A 20607-nucleotide genomic window follows, 5' to 3' on the forward strand; every position below is an offset into this window, starting at 1 on the left:
CGGCCGCACGATGGTCGAGTTGCTGCTGCTCGCGCCGGAGGACGCTGTCGAGACGGTCTCCGACGCGCTGATCGACGAACTCGGCGCCCTCTCCGCGTCGGTGGAGGACGCCGACGCGGACACCGAGGCCGAGCAAGCCCTCTTCGGCGAGCCCGGCATGCCTGCGCCGGCGGGCGGCTGGCGGCGCTCGCGCCTGATCGCGCTGTTCGCCGACGAATCCGCCGCCACCGAGGCCGCGACGCTGCTGCTCGCCCAGGACTGGGCGCGCGACGTGGCGCTGGTGACGATGCGGCCGGTCGCCGAGCAGGACTGGGTGCGGCTCACGCAGTCGCAGTTCGCGCCGGTGGAGGTCGCACCGGGTTTCTGGATCGTGCCGAGCTGGCATGAGGTGCCGGCGGGTGCGCAGCGCGTCATTCGCCTCGACCCCGGACTCGCCTTCGGCACGGGCACGCACCCCACCACACGCATGTGCCTGCGCTGGACTGCTCGTGAGGCGCCTCGCCGCGCCACGTCCTGGACGCGGGTGCTCGACTATGGCTGCGGCTCGGGCATCCTGGCCATCGGTGCGGCGCTGCACGGCGCGCGCAACATCGACGCCGTCGACATCGATCCGGCGGCCGTCGAGGCGACGCGCGCGAATGCGCTCGCCAATGCGGTCGAGGTCCGCGCCGGCTTGCCTGACCTGGCGAGTGGCGTCTATCCGCTGGTGTACGCCAACATCCTCGCCACCCCGCTCAAGCTGCTCGCGCCGCTGCTCAGCGCCCACGTCGCCCCCGGCGGCAGCCTGGTGCTGGCCGGCATCCTCGAGCGTCAGGCCGAAGAACTCTGCGCGGCTTACGCGCCATGGCTCGCACTGGAGGTGACCGATCGCGACGAAGGCTGGGTGCTGTTGAGCGGCCAGATGGCATGATCCCGGCATGAGCCTGGCCACGCGATGCACGTCCTGCGGAACCGTGTTCCGCGTGGTGCAGGATCAGCTCAAGGTGTCCGAAGGCTGGGTGCGCTGCGGCCGCTGCAACGAGGTCTTCAATGCGCTCGAGGGCCTGTTCGACCTGGAGCGTGATCCGCCTCCGGAGTGGTCCGACTCGCGACACATGTCGCCCGTGCCGCCGCCGGAGCAGGAAGAGGAGGAGCGGCGCGATCCGTCGCTGGTCGATCGCATCGACGAGCAGATCTTCGGGGCGGCGCGGCGCACGGGCTTCGGTGCGTTGACCGGCCTGGGCAGTCCGGATCGCGGCAAGGGCCCGGATTTCGCCGACGCCCGCTTCGACAGCGAGGTGCCCGCCGATTCGCTGGGGCCGCCCAGCCAGGAGCCCTCCACCATCGATTCCGGCACCAGCTCCGGCTCGACCGACGCCGACGAGGCGCCGGCGTTCGTGCGCGAGGCGGAACGCGAGGCCCGCTGGCACTCCTCCTCCGCCCGCAAGCTCCTTGCCGCGCTGACTTTGCTGCTGGCCTCGACCCTGGTGGTGCAGGCCGCGCATCATTCGCGTGATGCGCTCGCCGCGCGCTGGCCTGCAACGGCACCCGCGCTGGAGGCCTGGTGCCGGCTGGCCGACTGCGCGATCGGGGCGCCGCGCCGGCTGGAGGACATCGTGGTCGAAAGCACCGCGCTGGCCAAGGCGGCGTCGGGCGATGCGTTCCGGCTGATCGTGGTGCTGCACAACAAGGCGCCGATTGCCGCCGCGCTGCCCTGGGTCGAGCTGTCGCTCACCGATGCCAACGGTGAGCTGGTCGCGCGCCGCGCGCTCGGTCCGAAGGACTTCCGGGCCGGCGCTGCGGCCATTCCCGCCAGCAGCGAGACCACGCTGCAGGCGGTGCTGTCGACCGGCACGCTGCGCGTGACCGGCTATACCGTCGAGATCTTCTACCCCTGACCGTGCCGACCTTCGCGCACGTGGCCCGTTGACATCACCCCTGGAGCCCCCATGGCCGTCCTGATCTGCGGATCGCTCGCCTTCGACACGATCACCACCTTCCCTGGGCGCTTCGCGCAGCAGATCCTGCCCGACCAGGTCCACATCCTGAACGTGTCGTTCCTCGTGCCGACGCTGCGGCGCGAGTTCGGCGGCTGCGCCGGCAACATCGCCTATTCGCTGAGACAGCTGGGCGGCGAGCCGCTCATCATGGCGACGCTCGGCAACGACGGGCAGGACTACCTGGCACGCATCCGGTCGTGGAACGCCAGCACGGAATACGTCCGTGTGATCGAGGACAGCTACACGGCCCAGGCGATCATCATCACCGACGTCGACAACAACCAGATCACCGCGTTCCACCCCGGCGCGATGCAACAGGCCCATCTGACGGCCGTGCCCCGGCGGGACGACATCAAGCTGGCGATCCTCGCGCCGGACGGCCGAGACGCCATGCTGCAGCATGCGAGCCAGCTGGCCGAGGCAGGCATCCCGTTCATCTTCGATCCGGGTCAGGGACTGCCGATGTTCAACGGCGACGAGTTGAAGGACTTCATCGCAAAGGCGACGTGGGTCGCCGTGAACGACTACGAGGCGCGGATGCTCTGCGATCGAACCGGCTACACGCTCGAGTCTCTGTCCCGGACGCACCTCAAGGGCGTGGTGGTGACGCTGGGGGCGGAGGGATGCGACGTGTGGGAACAGGGGCGGCGAACGCACGTGCCCGGTGTTCCAGCAAGTCAGGTTGTTGATCCGACGGGATGCGGGGACGCGTTTAGAGCAGGTTTGCTTTTTGGTCTAGAGCAAGAGTGGACTCTTTCAACGTGCTCGCAACTCGGCAATCAGCTTGGCTGCGCAAAGGTGCGCACAAGGGGAGGCCAAAACTACACACTAAAAGGGGAAATGCTGGCCCATCAATGTAAATAGTAGCCAAAATTGTTTAGGCTAGAAAACGGTACCAGAGACCGAACTAACATGTTTCAGCATTGTCGCCTGAAGTTCGAGAAATTGCCTCCAACAAGTCCTTGCTTTGGCACCATAAGAAGTCGACGCATCATTATCACCCAACAGTGAGTGGCATTCTGCTAGTCGTTGGTAGGTTGCAGCTCTATCGTCAACATGCTGATCCTGCCGGAGACTTTCCTGCGCTCTCGTCAATTGCTCCCTTCCTTCGTTTAGATATCCCATCTTCAGTTGGCACCACGCTCGATCTGCATGCAGCCACGACTGCCATCCACTCACAGAGCGGAGCCTCAGAGTATCCAAATTGGTCGAGTAGATTTCGAGCGCATGCGCATAGTTTCCCTCTAGAGAATAGAGTTGGGCCTGTATGAGAGGCGTTAGCGTATTCAAACTTAGAGCCCCCACTCGTTCATCAAAGTTTAGAGTTGACATGGCTCCAAGTAGAGCAATCCGTGACTTGTCGCTGGTCCTAATTCCACCAATAACTTCGTTTCTTCGATTCGCTGCCCAAATTGATGCCATATTGTGCATCAGTGCACTTAGTGTCGCCTCATCTTCAAGATCGGCAGCATACTGGCGCGACCGCTCGTACCATGGCGACGCTACATCGAATCGATTCGCCAGATGGGCCGTCAGAGCCAAGATCATGCAGAGACGCGACTTTGTTGAGCTATCTGAAGAACTATTCAAAGAGATACCTTCTGCTATGAACTTCGTCATCTCTTCAAAATTGTATGCTGCATATGCTAAGAGCGCGATCCAACTTGCAGCGCGAGACTGAAGGTCGTATTGTCCAGCCGCAGCCGCTAGCGAGTAGGCTCGAAGGAACCTATCTCGTGAACCCGGGTCCATATTGTCAAAATAGTTACAGAGTCCATCGGCGATATTGAGAAGTATCGAAACTCGCATTGATGGATTCCTCACTCTAGCTTCACGTATTCGCCGAATTTCTTCTAGAGCTTCTTGGATCCTACCGAGACGTGCAAGATAGCCGGCACGCTCGGCACTCAGGCAGTCCCGCTCAACTAGGTCTGAGCAAATGGAGATATCCGACTCCAGCCTTGTTAGATATCTGGACTTCATTCGTCACCCCAATAATCTATTAAGCGCTTCGCCATACTTTGTCGCAGTCCGCTCAATCACGTCGGCATCCAGTTCCGGCGCCGGCGCCTTCTTGCCCCAGGGCCGACCATCGATCCTGACGCTCTCCAGCCAGTCGCGGACGAACTGCTTGTCGTAGCTCGGCGGATTGCCGCCCTCGGCGTAACCCTCCGAGGGCCAGAATCGCGAGGAATCCGGGGTCAACACTTCATCCATCAGCGTCAACGTGCCATCGGCATCAAGTCCGAACTCGAATTTGGTGTCCGCGATGATGATGCCGCGTTGCAGAGCGTAGGCGGCCGCCTCGCTGTACAGCCGGATCGAGACGTCGCGCACCTTCGCCGCCAAGTCCGGCCCGACGATCTGCGCCATCCGCTCGAAGCTGATGTTCTCGTCGTGCTCACCCATCTCGGCCTTGGTCGCCGGGGTGAAGATGGGCTCGGGCAGCTTGCTGGCGTTCTTCAGCCCGGCAGGCAACCTGACGCCGCAAACGGACTGACTTTCCTGGTACTCCTTCCAGCCGCTGCCCGCCAGGTACCCGCGCACCACCGCCTCCACCGGCAGTGGCTTGAGCCGCTTGACCAGCATCGAGCGCCCCCGCACCTGCTCGCGCTCGTCCGGCGCCACCACGCTTTCCGGATCCTCGCCCGTGAGGTGGTTCGGCACGATGTGGCCCAGCTTGCCGAACCAGAACAGCGCCATGCGCGTGAGCATCTCCCCCTTTCCCGGGATCGGCTGGCCCATGACGACGTCGAAGGCACTGAGCCTGTCGGTGGCCACCATCAACAGCCGGTCTCTGCCCACGGCGTAGTTGTCGCGGACCTTGCCCCGCGCGATCAGCGGCAGGGAATGGAGGGAGCTTTCGAGCAGGGCGGCGGTCATGGGGAGTCCTTCGTCGGCACAAGGGTGCGTCGTTGCAGGGGGAGATCGGGGCATTCTAGTAATGCGGCCCCATGAAAAAACCCGGCCGAAGCCGGGTCGTCTCAGGAGCGAAACCGTGCTCAGACCACTGTCTGCGCTAGCTCGCCACGCGTGTAGCGCTGGGCCACGTCGTTCAGGGACTGCGCCTTGATCTTGGCGGCCTGGCTTTCGCAGCCGAACTGCAGATAACGCTCCTTGCAGATGGCCTTGGCAGCTTCGCGCGCCGGCTTGAGCCACTCGCGGGCATCGAACTTCTCCGGGTTCTCGGCCAGGAACTTGCGCACCGCGCCGGTCATCGCGAGGCGGATGTCGGTGTCGATGTTGATCTTGCGCACGCCGTGCTTGATGGCTTCCTGGATCTCCTCGACCGGCACGCCGTAGGTCTCCTTCATCCTGCCGCCGTACTGGCGAATCTGCTCCAGCAGGTCCTGCGGCACGCTGGAGCTGCCATGCATCACCAGGTGCGTGTTCGGGATGCGGCGGTGGATCTCCTTGATGCGGTCGATCGCCAGGATGTCGCCGGTGGGCTTGCGCGTGAACTTGTAGGCGCCGTGGCTGGTGCCGATGGCGATCGCCAGCGCGTCCAGCTGGGTGCGCTTGACGAAGTCGGCGGCCTGCTCGGGGTCGGTGAGCAACTGCTCCATGGTCATCGTCGCGTCGGTGCCGTGGCCGTCTTCCTTGTCGCCCTTCATCGTCTCCAGCGAACCCAGGCAACCGAGCTCGCCCTCGACCGTCACGCCGAGCTTGTGCGCCATGTCGACGACCTTGCGCGTCACGTCGATGTTGTAGTCGTAGCTCGCGATCGTCTTGCCGTCGGCCTGCAACGAGCCGTCCATCATCACCGAGCTGAAGCCGAGGTCGATCGCGCCCTTGCAGACGTCGGGGCTCTGGCCGTGGTCCTGGTGCATCACCAGCGGGATGTGCGGATACGCCTCGACGGCTGCCTGGATCAGGTGCTTGATGAAGGCCTCGCCGGCGTACTTGCGGGCGCCGGCGCTGGCCTGCAGGATCACCGGCGCGCCCACCTCGTCGGCCGCGCTCATGACCGCCTGCACCTGTTCCAGGTTGTTGACGTTGAAAGCGGGGATGCCGTAGCCGTTTTCGGCGGCATGGTCGAGCAGTTGGCGCATCGAGACGAGAGGCATGGACGTTCTCCGGAGTTGAATCGGTCGGCTCGCCACGCACCGGCGCCGGTAACCTGGCGGTAACTCAGTGCATTTTAGCCAGCCGGGGTGCGCGCCCCTGTGCTCCAACATGCCTGCATCCAGGGGATCGGGCCGCCGACCAAACTGCTCAAGTGGCCGGCCTTCGCCCGGCTTTTTTCGCGCCGCCGGGCAGCGGGTCGGTCCGACACTGAGACCTCGGTCGCAGGCGCAGCGCGCCCGCAAGGACTCACCATGACCCGCATCGCCCTGAGCGCCGTCACCGCCTGGATCACTCAGGCGGCGCTGGCCCATGCCGACGACCTGCCCACCCATCTCATGCGGCGACTGTCGGTCAGCCGCCTTACGGCCCAGCGGACCCCGTCGCGCCTGGTGGCCGCGCAGTGGCTGCAGCGCACCGGCCCGGCACGCCGGCCGCACTACGCGCCGGGCCTGCTGCGCCAGGTGGTGCAGCGCTACGCGCTCGTCGGCCTGGCCGAGGACCTGCCCTGGTCGCGCGACTTCGCGCCGGCGCTCGCGCTGCCGCCCCCGGTGGCGCGCCTCGCCCAGCATGCCTTCGGCGAACTGCTGAACAACGCGATCGAGCACAGCGGCGGCACCAGCGTCACCGTCTCCATGCGCCAGACCCCGTCGCACGTGCAACTGCTGATCTCCGACGACGGCTGCGGCCTGTTCGAGCGCGTGGCGCAGTCTCTGCGCATCGACGACCCGGACTCGGCGATGCTCGAACTGAGCAAGGGCAAGTTGACCAGCGCGCCGCAGCGCCACAGCGGCCGCGGCCTCTTCTTCACCTCGCGCATCGCCGATGTGCTGGACCTGCACGCCAACCACTGCGTATTCCAGCACCGCGCTCGATTCGCGCGCCCAGGGCCGCCGCGCGGTGCAACGCCTGCAGCAGTTCCGCCACGCGAGCCTCGACTTCGGCGGCATCGAGGAGGTCGGGCACGGCTTCGCCGACGAGCTGTTCCGGGTGTTCGCGCGCAGCCAGCCGCAGGTTGCGCTCGAGCCCGTCAACATGGCCCCGCGGGTGCGCGCGCTGATCGACAGCGTGCGCGCCGGGTCGGCATGACCCGCGCAGCGCTCAGCGTCTTGTCGCCTCGATCTCGGCCAGTGCGCGCATCGTGCGCAAGACGGTATCGGGCGTCAGGCTGATGCTGTCGATGCCGAGCTCGACGAGGTACTTCGCGATCTCAGGGTGATCCGACGGCGCCTGGCCGCAGATGCCGCTGTGCCGGCCGTTGCGCTTTGCGCCCTCGACGGCGAGCCTGAGCATCTTCAGCATGCCCGGGTCGCGCTCGTCGAAGGACTCGGCGACGATCGCGCTGTCGCGGTCGACCCCGAGGGTCAGCTGCGTCAGGTCGTTCGAGCCGATCGAGAAGCCGTCGAAAAGCTGCGAGAACTCGTCGATGAGCAGCACGTTGTTCGGGATCTCGCACATCACGTAGACCTGCAGACCGTTCACGCCGCGGCCGAGGCCGTGGCTGGCCATCGCGTCGAGCACGCGCCGCGCCTCGTCGAGGCGCCGACAGAACGGCACCATCACCTTCAGGTTGGTCAGGCCCATCTCGTCGCGCACGCGCTTGAGGGCCTTGCACTCGAGCGCGAAGCCTTCGGCATAGGCCGGGTGGATGTAGCGCGCCGCGCCGCGGAAACCGATCATCGGGTTCTCTTCGTGCGGCTCGAAGGCACGTCCGCCCACCAGCGCGGCGTACTCGTTGCTCTTGAAGTCGGACAGCCGCACGATCACCGGCCGCGGGTAGAAGGCCGCGGCAATGGTGCCGATGCCCTCGGCGAGCCGCTCGATGAAGTAGCTGGCACCGTCGCGGTAGCCGGCGACGAGCGAGAGCACCTGCGCGCGCTCCTTGTCGTCGGCGATGCGCTCGGGGTGCAGCACCGCCATCGGGTGCACCTTGATGTGTTCGTTGATGACGAACTCCATGCGTGCCAGCCCGACGCCGTCGCAGGGCAACAAGCTGGTCTGGAAGGCCAGTTCCGGGTTGCCGAGGTTGACCATGATCTCCGTGAGCGGCTTCTTCAGGCCGGTGATGTCGCTCACCTCGCGATGGAACGGCACCTCGCCGTCGTAGACCCTGCCCATCGCGCCTTCCGCGCAGGACACGGTGACACGCTCGCCGTCGGCCAGCGCCGTCGTCGCGTGTTCCGCGCCGACCACCGCCGGAATGCCAAGCTCCCGCGCCACGATCGCCGCATGGCAGGTGCGTCCGCCACGGTTGGTGACGATGGCCGCCGCGGTCTTCATCACCGGCTCCCAATCGGGCGTGGTGGTGTCGGCAACGAGCACCTCGCCCGGCCTGAACTCGGCCAAGTGGCGAGCGTCGGCCACCAAGCGCACTGCGCCCGTGGCGATGCGCGAGCCCACCGCGCGCCCCCGCGCCTTCACCGTGCCCTGGCCGTCGAGCACGAACTCCTCGATCTGGTTGGCCTTGCGCTGCGACACCGCCGTCTCCGGCCGCGCCTGCACGATGTACAGCGGCCCCTCGGGGCCGTCCTTGGCCCATTCGATGTCCATGCCGCGCCCGTAGTGGTCCTCGATCTTGATCGCTGCGCCGGCCAGCTCGAGCACGTCGGCATCCGACAGGCAGAAACGCGCGCGGTCGGCCCTCGGCGTCGGCCGGTTCACCACCGGCTCGCGCGTGCGGCCGCTCGCGTAGACCATCTGCACCTGCTTGTCGCCGAGCGTGCGGCGCAGCACGCTGCGGAAACCCTGTTTGTAGGTGGGCTTGTGCACGTAGAACTCATCCGGGTCGACCGCTCCCTGCACCACGTTCTCGCCGAGACCCCAGGCGGCAGTGATGAACACCATGTCGGGGTGGCCCGACTCGGTGTCGATGCTGAACATCACCCCGCTGGAGGCGAGGTCGCTGCGCACCATCTGCATCACCGCCACCGACAGGAACACCTTGAAGTGGTCGAAGCCGTTGTCGATGCGGTAGGAGATCGCGCGGTCGGTGAACAGCGAGGCCTGGCAGCGCTTCACCGCATCCAGCAGCACCTCCTCGCCCTGGATGTTGAGGTAGGTGTCGTGCTGCCCGGCGAAGCTGGCGCTGGGCAGGTCCTCGGCAGTGGCCGAGCTGCGCACCGCCACGCTGAGGTCTTCGCCATAGCGGGAGGTCATCTCCCGCCAGGCTTCGCGGATCGTCGTCTCCACGTGCTTGGGCATGGGCGCGCCGTAGACGATCTCGCGGCAGCGCTTGCCGGCGCGGGCCAGCGCCTTCACGTCGGTCTTGTCGAGCCCGTCGAGCGCGCGGTGCAGCTCGACCCAGGCGTCGGACTCGTCGAGCGCGTCGCGGTACGCCTCCGCGGTCACCGCGAAGCCGTCGGGAATGCGCACGCCCAGCGGAACGAGCTCGCGGAACATCTCGCCCAGCGAGGCATTCTTGCCACCGACCAGCGGCAGGTCGGCCAGCGACAGTTCACGGAACCAGCGAATGCAGCTCGTCGGTGCGCTCGTCATGCGGATCTCCCGGTCGGAACCAAGCCCCATGCTCCGCCGGCCGGCCGGGCGGCGGCTTGAGCCGCGTCAACCGACGCGCTCGGCCCGGTAGCCCTGCTCGCGCATTGCCGCGAGGATCTGCGCGATGTGCTCGACGCCGCGCGTCTGCACCACCACCTCGATCTGCGCCCGCTCGACCGACAGCGAACTGAAGGCGCGCTGGTGCTGCACCTCGTCGATGTTGGCCCCCAGCCTGCCCAGCAGCGTGGCGACGTCGGCCAGCGCGCCCGGCACGTCGCGCACGTCGATGCGCAGCCTCGCGAGTCGCCCCGACTTGACCATGCCGCGCTGAATGATCTCGGCCAGCACCAAGGGCTCGATGTTGCCGCCGCTCAACACCAGGCCGACCTTGCGCCCTGCGAAGCGCTCGCGGTGCTTCATCAGCGCGGCGAGGCCCACGCCGCCGGCGCCTTCCACCACGGTCTTCTCGATCTCGAGCAGCGTCAGGATGGCCTGCTCGATGTCGTCCTCGCCGACGAGCAGCACGTCGTCGACGCGCTCCCTGATGATCGGCAGCGTCAACGCGCCCGGAGTTTTGACGGCAATGCCATCGGCAATGGTCGCCTGGCCGCATTCGCGGTGCTCGCCACGGATCGCGTTCCACACCGCCGGGAAGCGCTCGGTCTGCACGCCGACGACCTCGATGCCGGGCCTCAGCGCCTTGGCAGCGGTGGCCACACCCGAGATCAAGCCACCCCCACCGATCGCCACCACCAGCGTGTCGATCTGCGGCTGCGCCGCGAGCATCTCCAGCGCGATCGTGCCCTGCCCGGCCGCGACGTCGAAGTCGTCGTAGGGGTGCACGACCGTGTAGCCACGCTCGCGAGCCATCGCGAGGCCATAGGCACGCGCATCGTCGAAGGTGTCGCCCTCCAGCACCACGGTGGCGCCGAAGCGCCGCGTGTTCTCCACCTTCACCGCCGGCGCGAAGCGCGGCATGACGATGGTGGCGGGGATGCCCATGCGCTGGGCGTGGTAGGCCACCCCCTGGGCATGGTTGCCGGCCGACACCGCCAGCACGCCCGCCGCGCGCTCGGCCTGCCCGAGCTGGGCCATCTTGTTGAGCGCACCGCGCTCCTTGAAGGAGGCGGTGAACTGCAGGTTCTCGAACTTGAGGTAGACCTCGCAGCCGGTCAGCGCCGACAGCGTGCGCGAGGCGAGGCAGGGCGTATCGACCACCTCGCCGCGCAGACGTTGCGCAGCGGCCTCCACATCGGCCAGGGTCAGCGTGGCGGTCATCAGCCGACCCGGCACACCTTGAGCATGTTCGTGCCGCCGGGGTAGCCCATCGGCTCGCCGCAGGTGATCGCGTAAGTGTCGCCGGGGCGCAGCACGCCGCGCTCGACGAGCAGTTTTTCGGCGGCGGTCAGCGCGGTGTCGCGGTCGTCGAACACAGGCATCAGCAGCGGCCGCACGTTGCGGTACAGCGTCATCTTGCGTTGAGAGACGAGCTGCGTGGTCAGGCCATAGATCGGCACCTTGACGTTGTGCCGGCTCATCCACAACGCCGTCGAGCCCGATTCCGTCAAGGCGAGGATGGCCTTGCAGCCGAGGTGGTGTGCGGTGAACAGCGCGCCCATGGCGATCGACTGGTCGATGCGACCGAACTTCTTGTTGGTGAAGTCGGTCTCGATCGACACGTCCTCGGCCGCTTCCGCCTCCAGCGCAATCGCCGCCATCTGCGTGATCGTCTCCACCGGATACTTGCCGGCGGCGGTCTCGGCGCTGAGCATCACCGCGTCGGTGCCGTCGAGCACCGCGTTGGCCACGTCGCTCACCTCGGCGCGCGTGGGCACCGGGTTGACGATCATCGACTCCATCATCTGCGTCGCGGTGATCACCACCTTGTCCATCTCACGCGCCATGCGGATCATGCGCTTCTGCAGGGCCGGCACCGCGGCGTTGCCGACCTCTACCGCCAGGTCGCCGCGCGCCACCATGATGCCGTCGCTCGCCTTGAGGATCTGGTCGAGCACGGGGACCGCCTCGCTGCGCTCGATCTTGGCGATCAAGGCCGGCTTGTGGCGCCAGGGCTCGCCGGCCACGTTGGCGAGTTGTCGGGCCATCTCCATGTCGGTGGCGTTCTTCGGAAAGCTCACCGCCAGGTACTCGCACTGGAAGGCCATCGCGGTCCTGATGTCCTCCATGTCCTTGGCGGTGAGCGCCGGTGCGGTCAGGCCGCCGCCGGCCTTGTTGATGCCCTTGTTGTTGGACAACTCCCCGCCGATCACGACGGTGGTGTGCACCTCCTCGCCGCGCACCGCGTCGACCGTCAGCTTGAGCAGGCCGTCGTTGAGCAGCAACGTGTCGCCCGGCTTCACGTCGCGCGGCAGGTCCTTGTAGTCCAGGCCCACGCGCTCGTTGTTGCCCAGCTCGGTGGTGGCGCCGTCGAGGATGAAGTGCTGCCCGGCCTGCAGGAGCGTCGAGCCGCCGTCGAACTTGCCGACGCGGATCTTCGGCCCCTGCAGGTCGGCCATGATCGCCACTTCCTTGCCGGCACGCGCCGCCACCTCGCGCACCAACGCCGCACGGTCGATGTGGTCCTGCGCCTTGCCGTGCGAGAAGTTCAGGCGCACCACGTCGACGCCCGCGCGCAGCATGCGCTCCAGCACGTCGGGCGAACTGGAGGCGGGGCCGAGGGTGGCGACGATCTTGGTGGCGCGGGGCATGGGGTCTCCGAGGATGGGGTCGGGGAATTATCGAAGTGCCATGGCGCGCCGACCCCTGGTTGCCGGCATGACTGTCATGCCTGCGCGCGCTTGGCGAGGATCTCGAAGGCCGGCAGCGTCTTGCCCTCCAGCACCTCGAGGAAGGCACCGCCGCCGGTGGAGATGTAGCCCACCTGCTTCTCGATGCCGTACTTGGCGATGGCGGCGAGCGTGTCGCCGCCGCCGGCGATGCTGAAGGCGCTGCTCTCGGCAATGGCGCGGGCGATCGCTTCCGTGCCCTTGGAGAAGGCGTCGAACTCGAACACGCCCACCGGGCCGTTCCAGACGATCGTGCCGGCGGCCTTCAGCTGCGCAGCGAGCTGCGCGGCGGTCTGCGGACCGATGTCGAGGATGAGATCGTCGGCTTCGACGTCCTCGGCCGCCTTCACCGTCGCTTTCGCATCGGCCTTGAACTCCTTGGCCACCACCACGTCGACGGGAATCGGCACGGCGGCGCCACGCGCCTTCATCGCCTCGATCACCGACTTGGCGTCGTTCACCAGGTCCTTCTCCACCAGGCTGTTGCCGATCGGCAGGCCCGAGGCCAGCATGAAGGTGTTGGCGATGCCGCCACCGACGATCAGCTGATCGACGTTCTTGGCCAGGCTCTGCAGGATGGTCAGCTTGGTCGAGACCTTCGAGCCCGCGACGATCGCCACCAGCGGCCTCTTTGGGTTGGCCAGCGCCTTGGAGATGGCATCGATCTCGGCGGCCAGCAGCGGGCCGGCACAGGCGACCTTGGCGAACTGCGCGATGCCGTAGGTCGAGGCTTCGGCGCGGTGCGCGGTGCCGAAGGCGTCATGCACGAAGATGTCGCACAGCGCGGCCATCTTCCTGGCCAGCTCCTCGTTGTTCTTCTTCTCGCCCTTGTTGAGGCGGCAGTTCTCCAACATCACCACCTGGCCGGGTGCGACGGTCACGCCATCGACCCAGTTCGACACCAGCTTGACCTCGCGGCCGAGCAACTCGCCAAGGCGCGCGGCCACCGGCGCGAGCGAATCCTCCGGCTTGAACTCACCCTCGGTCGGACGGCCCAGGTGCGAGGTGACCATGACCGCCGCGCCGGCCTTCAGGGCCTGCTCGATGCAGGGCACGCTGGCGCGGATGCGCGTGTCCTCGGTGATGCGGCCCGCATCGTCCTGGGGCACGTTGAGGTCGGCGCGGATGAAGACACGTTGGCCGGACACCTTGCCGGCGGCGATCAGGTCGGTGAAACGCAGAACGTTCATGATGAAACTCAAGTGTTGATGATAAGGTAACCTGGTTACGAACCCGGTTCGACTTTGACGGGCGCGTCGCTGCTCACCATCCCCACCACCATCGCAGTGGCAGGAACACGGCCAGACCGGCGAGCAGCGGACCGAGCACGCCCGGGCGCCACAGGTAATACAAGGATGCGGCGAGGACGGCGGGAAGCCGGGCGTCCTGCCAGGTGGATATCAACGCTCCACGGGTCATGATCACCTCCGGGACCACGACCGCCGCCAGCGCGGCGAGCGGCGCCACCTTCAGGCCTCGTTGCAGCCAGGGCGGGATCTTGACCTCCCGCTCCGGAAAAAGGAAGAAGTTGCGCGTGACCGCGGTCACCACGGCCAAGCCGAGGATCGCCAGCACGGCGGCCCAGCCGTCGCTCATGCGCCACCCCGAAGCTTGCGATGCGCCCGATCGGCCTGTTCCATCATCAGGCCGGCCGCCACCGCCGCAGCGATCGCCACGACGATGTTCAGCTTGAGCGGCAGCGAATAGGCGGCCACCGCGGCGGCGCCGGCCACCGCGGCGGCCGTCCAGGTGCTGCGGTCCTTCATCAGCCCGTAGGTCAGGCCGAGCATGGCCAGCGTGCCGGCGAAGCCCAGGCCCCACTGCGTCGGAATCGCCTCGGAGAGGAAGATGCCCAGCAGCGAAGGGAGTTGCCAGGTCAGCCAGATCGTCGCGATGCCGCCGACGATGTAGCGCACCTGCCCCGGCTCACGCTTGCCGCCCGGCCAGGCGCGCTGGAAGGCGATCAGGTTCAGATCGGCAAGCAGGTAGCCGATGGTGAGCCGTCGCCCGCGCGGCAGGTGGCCCAGGTGCACGCGCCACTGCGAGCTGAAGATGACGAAGCGCAGGTTGACGCAAAAGGCAGCTGCCCAGATCACCCACATCGGCGCGCCGCTGGCCAGCAGCGGCAGCGATGCGAGTTGCGCACTGCCCGCATAGACTGTCAGCGACATCAGCACCGCGAGCGGCAGCGACAGGCCACTCTTGGCCATCGCCACGCCGGTGACGAGACCCCAGGCGGCGATACCCGGCGCGAAGTCGAGCATGTCGCGTGCGCCGCGGCGGAAGTGGGGGTCGTGACGGAGTGCACGCAGCGAGATCATGCTCGCATTGTCGTCGCTCGAACGGCGCCGAGCGGCGTGGGACGGGTCAGGACTCGCGCGCCTTCTGCTTGCCCCTGGCCCTGGTCTCGGCGCCCTTGGCGGTGCGCTTCTCGGCCTCCGGCTCGAGTTCCTCCTCGGCCGCCGGCTTGACCGGAGCGCCGGCCACCGGCGCGCCTTCCTCCAGCTGGTTCTCGCGCATGTAATCGTTCATCTCGCGCCAGCCGGCGAACACCGCGGCGCGCTCGGCCTTCTTGTTCAGCGCGTAGCAGTCCTCGATCGCGCGGCCGGCGTTCCGGCAGGCGCCGCCGATGGCCTTGCCGTCGGCCTCGCGGTTGGCCGCGATCTTCTCCGGCGACTCGATGCCCAGCATGTCGCAGCCAGCGACGAGGGCGAGCAGCAACAGGGCGAGGTGGCGTTTCATGGCGGTCGGGCCCGGTGGGGAACTGACCGCTGTTTCGACCGTCGCGGCGCCGACTTGAGCGCCGTGCCCGGCCTCAGCGCATGTTGCCGGCCATCGCCAGCAGACGCTGCACGCGCTCTTCGGTCGCCGGGTGGGTGGAGAACAGGCCACGCAGGCCGCCGCCGGACAGCGGGTTCATGATCATCATCTGCGCCGTCTCGGGATGACGCTCGGCCGCCGCCATCGGGATGCCGCGTGCGTAGGCGTGGATCTTCTCCAGCGCCGAGGCGAGCGCACGCGGGTCGCCGGAGATCTCGGCGCCCCCGCGGTCGGCCTCGAACTCCCGGGCGCGGCTGATCGCCATCTGGATCAGGCTGGCCGCCAGCGGCGCGAGCAGCATCACCAGCAGGCCGACGATCGGGTTGCCCGGCCGGCCTTCGCTGTCGCGGCCACCGAAGATCATCGCGAAGTTGGCGAGCATCGAGATCGCACCGGCCATCGTCGCGCTGACCGTGCTGATGAGGATGTCGCGGTGCTTCACGTGCGACAACTCGTGGGCCATCACGCCGCGCAATTCGCGTTCACTGAGCACGCGCATGATGCCGGTGGTGGCCGCCACGGCGGCGTTTTGCGGGTTCCGCCCGGTGGCGAAGGCGTTGGGCGCGTCCTCGTCGATGACGTAGACGCGTGGCATCGGCAGCTCCGCGCGCTGCGCCAGCTCCTGCACCATGCGGTAGAACTGCGGCGCCGAACTCGCGTCGACCTCGCGCGCGTTGTACATCTTCAGCACCAGCTTGTCCGAGAACCAGTAGCTGAAGAAGTTCATGCCCAGGGCCACGACCAGGGCCACCATCATCCCGGTCCGTCCGCCCATGAACGAGCCGATGGCCATGAACAGTGCCGTGATGGCCGCCATCAGGATGGCCGTCTTCATCAGATTGAACATGTTGCGGGGTCCTCGTGAATCAGCACTGCCGTAGATGCGGCCGCGGCCGCGGAGTTCAATCGGCGCCCGTCTCGAAGGACGCACCCTCTGCCACCGGGTGTCCTGCCAGGAAGGCGGCGGCCAGAAGGCGCCTGCCTCCCGGGCGCTGCAGTTCCGTCAGGCGCAGTGCGCCCTCCCCGCAGGCGACCTCGATGCCGGTCTCCCCGACGCTGGTCACCAGTCCCGGCCGGCCGCGGCCCGTGCAGGGCTCGGCACGCCAGATCTTCAACGTCTCGCCGGCGAGCACGCCGGTCGCGCCCGGGAAGGGATCGAAGGCGCGCAGGCGGCGCTCGATGACCGCGGCCGGTTGGCCCCAGTCGATCGCCGCCTCGGCCTTGTCGATCTTGTGCGCGTAGGTCGCGCCCTGCGCCGGCTGCGGCACTGGCTTCAGGCCGCCGCAGGATGCGAGTTCCAGGGCCTCGACGATCAGCCGCCCGCCCAGTTCGGCCAGGCGGTCGTGCAGCGTCGCGGTGGTGTCGCCCGCTGCGATCAGCATGTGCTCGACGAGCAGCATGTCGCCGGTGTCCAGCCCGGCGTCCATCTGCATGATGGTGATGCCTGTTTCAGCGTCGCCGGCCTCGATGGCGCGGTGGATCGGCGCGGCGCCGCGCCAGCGCGGCAGCAGCGAGGCATGGATGTTCAGGCAGCCCAGGCGCGGCAGTTCCAGCACCCAGGACGGCAGGATCAGTCCGTAGGCGGCCACCACGATCACGTCGGGCTTCGCGGCGAGCAGCGCCGCGCGGGCAGCGGCGGCATCGTCGGCGAACTTGCCGTCGAGCTTCAGTCCGCGCGGCTGCGCCACGTCGATCCCCTTCGAGACTGCGAATGCCTTCACCGGCGAAGCCTGCAGCTTCATGCCCCGTCCGGCGGGGCGGTCCGGCTGGGTGAGCACCAGCGCAATCTCGAAGCCCGCGGCATGCAGCCGCTCGAGTGCGATGGCAGCGAACTCCGGCGTGCCGGCGAAGACGACGCGCATGCGCAGTGCCAGCCGCTCAGGAACTCGCCTCGTCGCGCGCCTTCTTCAGCATCTTGGTCTTGATGCGGTCGCGCTTGAGCGGGCTGAGGTATTCGACGAACACTTTGCCGAGCAGGTGATCCATCTCGTGCTGCACGCACACCGACAGCAAGCCCTCGGCGTCGAACTCGTGGCTTTCGCCGCCGCGGTTCAGCGCTCGCACGCGCACGCGCGCGTGGCGCTTCACCTTGTCGTAGATGGCCGGCACCGACAGGCAGCCTTCGTCGCCGACGTGCATCTCTTCGCTGCGCCAGACCAGTTCGGGATTGATCAGAACGCGGGGCTCGTCGCGACCCTCGGAGGTGTCGATGACGATCACGCGCTCGTGCACGTCGACCTGCGTCGCCGCCAGGCCGACGCCTTCGGCCTCGTACATGGTCTCGAGCATGTCGTCGACCAGGCGCCGGATGCGCTCGTCGACCTGGGCCACCGGCTTGGCGACGGTGTGCAGGCGCGGATCGGGATAGCGGAGGATGTTCAGTCGGGCCATTTGTATCCAGTCGATTCTGCCGGAAGCGCTTGTGGAGTGCGCGCAACGAGACGGTCCGTGACAGGCCTCACACCTCGCCCCGCCGCGCCCCAGTTTCGTTGCGATATCAAGGGTTTAGAGGCAGAATCTTCGAAACTGTATGAGCATTTTCGCCGAATGCGGGCCGGGCTCGGAGCGTTCGGCTCAGCAACCCTAGAGCGCGATGGTTTCTGATCGCGCTGCCGGAGAACCGACCCCATGATGCGTCGCCAGCCTATTGTCTCCCCTGCCCGCCGGGCCGCTGCGCTCGGGACGGCCGTCGGCGCCATGCTGTTCGCCGTGTCGGCGTCAGCCGTCAACTACCCCATCACACCCAAGCAGCGAAGCACTGCCCAGCAGGTGGCGCAAGCGGGGGTACCGCTGTCGGAGCTGGCCCTCAACGCCCCCGACACCTACACCGTGAAACGGGGCGACACCCTGTGGGACATCTCCAGCCTGTTCCTGCGCTCGCCGTGGCGCTGGCCGGAGCTGTGGGGCATGAACCTCGAGCAGATCCGCAATCCGCACCTGATCTACCCTGGCCAGATCCTCTTCCTCGACAAGACCGATGGTCGCGCGCGGCTTCGCCTGGGCCAGCAGCTCGGCCCCGACGGGACGGTGAAGCTGTCGCCTCGGGTGCGCGCCTCGGCGCTGGGCGACGGTGCGATCCCGTCCATCCCGTTCCACTTGATCGAGCCCTTCCTCAACGAGGCGGTGATCTTCCAGGCCAACGAACTGGCCACCGCGCCACGCATCGTCGGCACGCAGGAGGGCCGCGTCATCCTCGGCAAGGGCGAAACGGCCTACGTGCGCGGAGAGGTCGCGCCACAGCGCGAATTCCGCATCTTCCGCGAGCCCAAGGCATTGCGCGATCCGACCACGAAGGAAGTGCTCGGCTACGAGGCCACCTATGTCGGCGCGGCGGAGTATGTGCGACCGGGCGAGACGCGCACCGGAGCCGACGGCAAGCCGGAAATCATCCCGGCCACCTTCAGCGTCACGGCCGCCAAACAGGAAGCCGGCGTCGGCGACCGACTGGCACCCGCGCCCGAGCGCGAGTTCAGCAATTACGCGCCGCATGCTCCGCAAAGCCCGATCGCCGGCCAGATCGTTTCGATCTACGGCGACAGCCTGACTGCCGGCCAGAACCAGATCGTCTCGCTGAACAAGGGTGCGGCCGACGGCATGGAGCGCGGCCACGTGCTCGCGTTGTGGAGCGACGGGGCGCGCATCATCGACAAGACGGATCCGTCGCGCCCGACGATCAAGCTGCCCGACGAGCGCCACGGCATGCTGTTCGTGTTCCGGGTGTTCGACCGCATGTCCTATGCGCTGATTCTCTCGGTGCAGAACCCGGTGAAGGCGGGCGACCGCTTCACCCAGCCCTGACCAACCTGGCCGTGTCGCGTTGACCGGCTGACATGCACGGCCGCGACTGCGACGCGGACGAACTCGCCGCCTGGCTGCGGCTGCTCGAGACCCCGGACGTCGGCCGCGCGGCCGCACGCCGCCTGCTGGCCGCCTTCGGGTCGCCGCAGGCCGTGTTCCGTGCCGGCGTTGCGGCGCGCACCACGGTGGTCGGCGGCGCGGCCGCGAGGGCGCTGGCCGAGCCCGCCCTGGGACAGGCCGGACTGCTGCGGGACACCCTGGCCTGGTTGCGCGCCGACGGAGGACCGCCACGGCACATCGTGACACTTGGCGACCCGGATTACCCGGCCATGCTGCTGCAGACAGCCGACCCTCCGCTGCTGATTTACGCGATCGGCCGCGTCGAGTTGTTGCGTGCCGACTCGCTCGCCATCGTGGGCAGCCGCCACGCGACCCCCCAGGGCCGACTTGATGCGGGCGCATTCGCGGCACAGCTCGGCAACGCAGGTCTGACGATCGTCTCCGGGCTGGCGCTGGGCATCGACGGTGCAGCCCATGCAGGCGCGATCGACACCACGGGCAGCACAGTGGCGGTGGTCGGGACGGGGCTGGACCAGGTCTATCCGCGGCGACACGCTGAACTGGCCAGGCGAGTCGCCGAGCGCGGCCTGATCGTCGGCGAATACGCGCTTGGCACGCCGCCACTACCGCCCCACTTCCCGCAACGCAACCGCATCATCGCGGGCCTCACGCGCGGCACCCTGGTGGTGGAGGCGAACCTGCAATCCGGCTCGCTGATCACGGCGCGGCTGGCCGTGGAGGCCGGGCGGGAGGTGTTCGCCATCCCAGGCTCGATCCATGCGCCCCAGTCCCGCGGCTGCCACGCTCTCATCAAGCAGGGCGCCAAACTGGTCGAGACGGCCCAGGACGTGATGGAGGAACTGGGCATGGCCGCGTCGGTGCCGGCACCGGCGATCGATGCCGGACCAGCGCACCCGCTGCTCGAGGCCATGGGCCACGATCCCATCGGACTGGATGAGCTGGTGGCACGCACCGGCTGGAGCGCCGCCGAGCTGAACGCCCGCCTGCTCGATCTCGAGCTCGCCGGACGTGTCGCCCGCCTGCCCGGCCAGCGCTTCCAGCGCCTCGGCCGGGGATGAACCAGCCGAGGGTTGGGGCTTCGCCAAACTTCACGCCCCCATCGGGTATCGCTGGGGTATAGTGAGCCGATGTTCGACGTGCTCGTGTACCTGTACGAAAACTACTGGCGGCCCGATGCGTGTCCCGACCATGATCAGCTGACCCGCAAGCTGTCGTCGGTGGGCTTCGAGTCGGACGAGATCCAGGAAGCGCTTCGCTGGCTCGACGGGCTGGCGACAGCCTCGGAGTCCTATGTCGGCGATCAGGGCGCCGGTGCGTTGCGCGTCTTCTCGTCGCAGGAGCAGGAGCATCTCGGCGAAGAGTCGATCGGCTTCATCAGCTTCCTCGAGTCCGCCGGCGTGCTGCCCCCGCCGATGCGCGAGATGGTCATCGACCGCGCCAGCGTGATCAGCGGCGGCCCGATCGATCTCGAGGATCTGAAGATCATCGTGCTGATGGTCTTCTGGAGCCTGGGCGAAGAGCCCGACGCGCTCATCCTCGACGAGTTGTTCGTCGCGCCGGAAGAGCGGCTGATCCACTGACTC

19 protein-coding genes and 1 pseudogene are annotated in these 20607 nt (G+C 67.5%); 8 read left to right on the top strand and 12 right to left on the bottom strand.

What is annotated here, in order from left to right:
* Positions 1–10: 10 nt before the first annotated feature.
* From prmA to Q0599_RS03940, 3 genes are read left to right on the top strand one after another with little or no spacing between them, the layout of a single operon-like run.
* Positions 11–910 (top strand): 50S ribosomal protein L11 methyltransferase, encoded by a 900-nt coding sequence (prmA, locus tag Q0599_RS03930; protein ID WP_298826024.1) that lies wholly within the window; start codon positions 11–13, stop codon positions 908–910.
* A 7-nt stretch (positions 911–917) separates the two neighbouring features.
* Positions 918–1877 carry a zinc-ribbon and DUF3426 domain-containing protein gene (locus tag Q0599_RS03935; protein ID WP_298826026.1) on the top strand — a complete coding sequence of 320 codons (960 nt, stop codon included), beginning with the start codon at positions 918–920 and terminating at the stop codon, positions 1875–1877.
* A 51-nt stretch (positions 1878–1928) separates the two neighbouring features.
* Positions 1929–2843: a carbohydrate kinase family protein gene (locus Q0599_RS03940; RefSeq protein WP_298826029.1), complete on the top strand. Its 915-nt coding sequence runs from the start codon at positions 1929–1931 to the stop codon at positions 2841–2843.
* Between the two features lie 1122 nt (positions 2844–3965).
* Here the strand turns inward: Q0599_RS03940 and Q0599_RS03945 are convergent.
* Both Q0599_RS03945 and fba read right to left on the bottom strand, forming a co-directional pair.
* Positions 3966–4862 carry a phosphoribosylaminoimidazolesuccinocarboxamide synthase gene (locus tag Q0599_RS03945; RefSeq protein WP_298826031.1) on the bottom strand — a complete coding sequence of 299 codons (897 nt, stop codon included), beginning with the start codon at positions 4860–4862 and terminating at the stop codon, positions 3966–3968.
* Positions 4863–4981: 119 nt separating this feature from the next.
* On the bottom strand, positions 4982–6046 hold the full coding sequence (gene fba, locus Q0599_RS03950) for a class II fructose-bisphosphate aldolase (RefSeq protein ID WP_298826034.1): 1065 nt from the start codon (positions 6044–6046) through the stop codon (positions 4982–4984).
* A 336-nt stretch (positions 6047–6382) separates the two neighbouring features.
* Here fba and Q0599_RS26100 point away from each other — a divergent pair.
* Positions 6383–6871, top strand: a pseudogene (locus Q0599_RS26100) (ATP-binding protein); the annotation flags it as partial.
* A complete protein-coding gene (locus Q0599_RS26105; RefSeq protein ID WP_367180900.1) occupies positions 6870–7133 on the top strand; it encodes an STAS-like domain-containing protein in 264 nt (87 codons plus the stop codon). The pseudogene Q0599_RS26100 and the gene Q0599_RS26105, both read left to right, overlap by 2 nt.
* Before the next feature lie 12 nt (positions 7134–7145).
* Here Q0599_RS26105 and ppsA read toward each other — a convergent pair whose 3' ends face one another.
* From ppsA to def, 10 genes are all read right to left on the bottom strand, one after another.
* Complete coding sequence (gene ppsA, locus Q0599_RS03960) at positions 7146–9539, bottom strand: phosphoenolpyruvate synthase (RefSeq protein ID WP_298826040.1); 2394 nt, start codon at positions 9537–9539, stop codon at positions 7146–7148.
* A gap of 66 nt (positions 9540–9605) precedes the next feature.
* Positions 9606–10817 (bottom strand): threonine ammonia-lyase, encoded by a 1212-nt coding sequence (locus Q0599_RS03965; protein ID WP_298826042.1) that lies wholly within the window; start codon positions 10815–10817, stop codon positions 9606–9608.
* On the bottom strand, positions 10817–12247 hold the full coding sequence (gene pyk / locus Q0599_RS03970; RefSeq protein ID WP_298826045.1) for a pyruvate kinase: 1431 nt from the start codon (positions 12245–12247) through the stop codon (positions 10817–10819). Before pyk ends, Q0599_RS03965 begins: the two co-directional genes overlap by 1 nt.
* A gap of 74 nt (positions 12248–12321) precedes the next feature.
* Positions 12322–13515 (bottom strand): phosphoglycerate kinase, encoded by a 1194-nt coding sequence (locus tag Q0599_RS03975; RefSeq protein ID WP_298826048.1) that lies wholly within the window; start codon positions 13513–13515, stop codon positions 12322–12324.
* 73 nt (positions 13516–13588) lie between these two features.
* Positions 13589–13921: an AzlD domain-containing protein gene (locus Q0599_RS03980; RefSeq protein WP_298826051.1), complete on the bottom strand. Its 333-nt coding sequence runs from the start codon at positions 13919–13921 to the stop codon at positions 13589–13591.
* The gene (locus tag Q0599_RS03985; protein ID WP_298826056.1) at positions 13918–14646 is read right to left on the bottom strand and encodes an AzlC family ABC transporter permease; all 729 of its coding nucleotides are present in this window, start codon (positions 14644–14646) and stop codon (positions 13918–13920) included. Before Q0599_RS03985 ends, Q0599_RS03980 begins: the two co-directional genes overlap by 4 nt.
* A 46-nt stretch (positions 14647–14692) precedes the next feature.
* Positions 14693–15067: a hypothetical protein gene (locus Q0599_RS03990; protein WP_298826059.1), complete on the bottom strand. Its 375-nt coding sequence runs from the start codon at positions 15065–15067 to the stop codon at positions 14693–14695.
* A gap of 73 nt (positions 15068–15140) precedes the next feature.
* On the bottom strand, positions 15141–15992 hold the full coding sequence (htpX, locus tag Q0599_RS03995) for a zinc metalloprotease HtpX (protein WP_298826062.1): 852 nt from the start codon (positions 15990–15992) through the stop codon (positions 15141–15143).
* Between the two features lie 55 nt (positions 15993–16047).
* Entirely contained in the window at positions 16048–17007 is a 960-nt protein-coding gene (gene fmt, locus Q0599_RS04000) for a methionyl-tRNA formyltransferase (RefSeq protein WP_298826065.1), read from the bottom strand.
* Between the two features lie 16 nt (positions 17008–17023).
* Complete coding sequence (def, locus tag Q0599_RS04005; RefSeq protein WP_298826068.1) at positions 17024–17536, bottom strand: peptide deformylase; 513 nt, start codon at positions 17534–17536, stop codon at positions 17024–17026.
* A gap of 237 nt (positions 17537–17773) precedes the next feature.
* On the opposite strand from def, the gene Q0599_RS04010 reads away from it, so the two are divergent.
* The 3 genes from Q0599_RS04010 (at position 17774) to Q0599_RS04020 (ending at position 20604) form a co-directional block, all read left to right on the top strand.
* On the top strand, positions 17774–18943 hold the full coding sequence (locus tag Q0599_RS04010; RefSeq protein ID WP_298826070.1) for a LysM peptidoglycan-binding domain-containing protein: 1170 nt from the start codon (positions 17774–17776) through the stop codon (positions 18941–18943).
* 32 nt (positions 18944–18975) lie between these two features.
* Positions 18976–20082 carry a DNA-processing protein DprA gene (dprA, locus tag Q0599_RS04015; protein WP_298826073.1) on the top strand — a complete coding sequence of 369 codons (1107 nt, stop codon included), beginning with the start codon at positions 18976–18978 and terminating at the stop codon, positions 20080–20082.
* A gap of 69 nt (positions 20083–20151) precedes the next feature.
* Positions 20152–20604 carry a DUF494 family protein gene (locus Q0599_RS04020; RefSeq protein WP_298826076.1) on the top strand — a complete coding sequence of 151 codons (453 nt, stop codon included), beginning with the start codon at positions 20152–20154 and terminating at the stop codon, positions 20602–20604.
* Positions 20605–20607: the final 3 nt, after the last annotated feature.

It is taken from the genome of uncultured Piscinibacter sp. (assembly GCF_937952055.1).
Taxonomy (GTDB): domain Bacteria; phylum Pseudomonadota; class Gammaproteobacteria; order Burkholderiales; family Burkholderiaceae_C; genus Piscinibacter.

Coding starts and splice junctions, on each gene's coding strand:
- Q0599_RS03990 (WP_298826059.1), bottom strand. CDS start 15,067: ATGAAACGCCACCTCGCCCTGTTGCTGCTCGCCCTCGTCGCTGGCTGC.
- Q0599_RS03940 (WP_298826029.1), top strand. CDS start 1,929: ATGGCCGTCCTGATCTGCGGATCGCTCGCCTTCGACACGATCACCACC.
- pyk (WP_298826045.1), bottom strand. CDS start 12,247: ATGCCCCGCGCCACCAAGATCGTCGCCACCCTCGGCCCCGCCTCCAGT.
- Q0599_RS03965 (WP_298826042.1), bottom strand. CDS start 10,817: ATGACCGCCACGCTGACCCTGGCCGATGTGGAGGCCGCTGCGCAACGT.
- Q0599_RS04020 (WP_298826076.1), top strand. CDS start 20,152: ATGTTCGACGTGCTCGTGTACCTGTACGAAAACTACTGGCGGCCCGAT.
- Q0599_RS04010 (WP_298826070.1), top strand. CDS start 17,774: ATGATGCGTCGCCAGCCTATTGTCTCCCCTGCCCGCCGGGCCGCTGCG.
- Q0599_RS26105 (WP_367180900.1), top strand. CDS start 6,870: ATGTGCTGGACCTGCACGCCAACCACTGCGTATTCCAGCACCGCGCTC.
- Q0599_RS03935 (WP_298826026.1), top strand. CDS start 918: ATGAGCCTGGCCACGCGATGCACGTCCTGCGGAACCGTGTTCCGCGTG.
- Q0599_RS03985 (WP_298826056.1), bottom strand. CDS start 14,646: ATGATCTCGCTGCGTGCACTCCGTCACGACCCCCACTTCCGCCGCGGC.
- def (WP_298826068.1), bottom strand. CDS start 17,536: ATGGCCCGACTGAACATCCTCCGCTATCCCGATCCGCGCCTGCACACC.
- htpX (WP_298826062.1), bottom strand. CDS start 15,992: ATGTTCAATCTGATGAAGACGGCCATCCTGATGGCGGCCATCACGGCA.
- Q0599_RS03975 (WP_298826048.1), bottom strand. CDS start 13,515: ATGAACGTTCTGCGTTTCACCGACCTGATCGCCGCCGGCAAGGTGTCC.
- fmt (WP_298826065.1), bottom strand. CDS start 17,007: ATGCGCGTCGTCTTCGCCGGCACGCCGGAGTTCGCTGCCATCGCACTC.
- Q0599_RS03945 (WP_298826031.1), bottom strand. CDS start 4,862: ATGACCGCCGCCCTGCTCGAAAGCTCCCTCCATTCCCTGCCGCTGATC.
- Q0599_RS03980 (WP_298826051.1), bottom strand. CDS start 13,921: ATGAGCGACGGCTGGGCCGCCGTGCTGGCGATCCTCGGCTTGGCCGTG.
- ppsA (WP_298826040.1), bottom strand. CDS start 9,539: ATGACGAGCGCACCGACGAGCTGCATTCGCTGGTTCCGTGAACTGTCG.
- fba (WP_298826034.1), bottom strand. CDS start 6,046: ATGCCTCTCGTCTCGATGCGCCAACTGCTCGACCATGCCGCCGAAAAC.
- prmA (WP_298826024.1), top strand. CDS start 11: ATGGTCGAGTTGCTGCTGCTCGCGCCGGAGGACGCTGTCGAGACGGTC.
- dprA (WP_298826073.1), top strand. CDS start 18,976: ATGCACGGCCGCGACTGCGACGCGGACGAACTCGCCGCCTGGCTGCGG.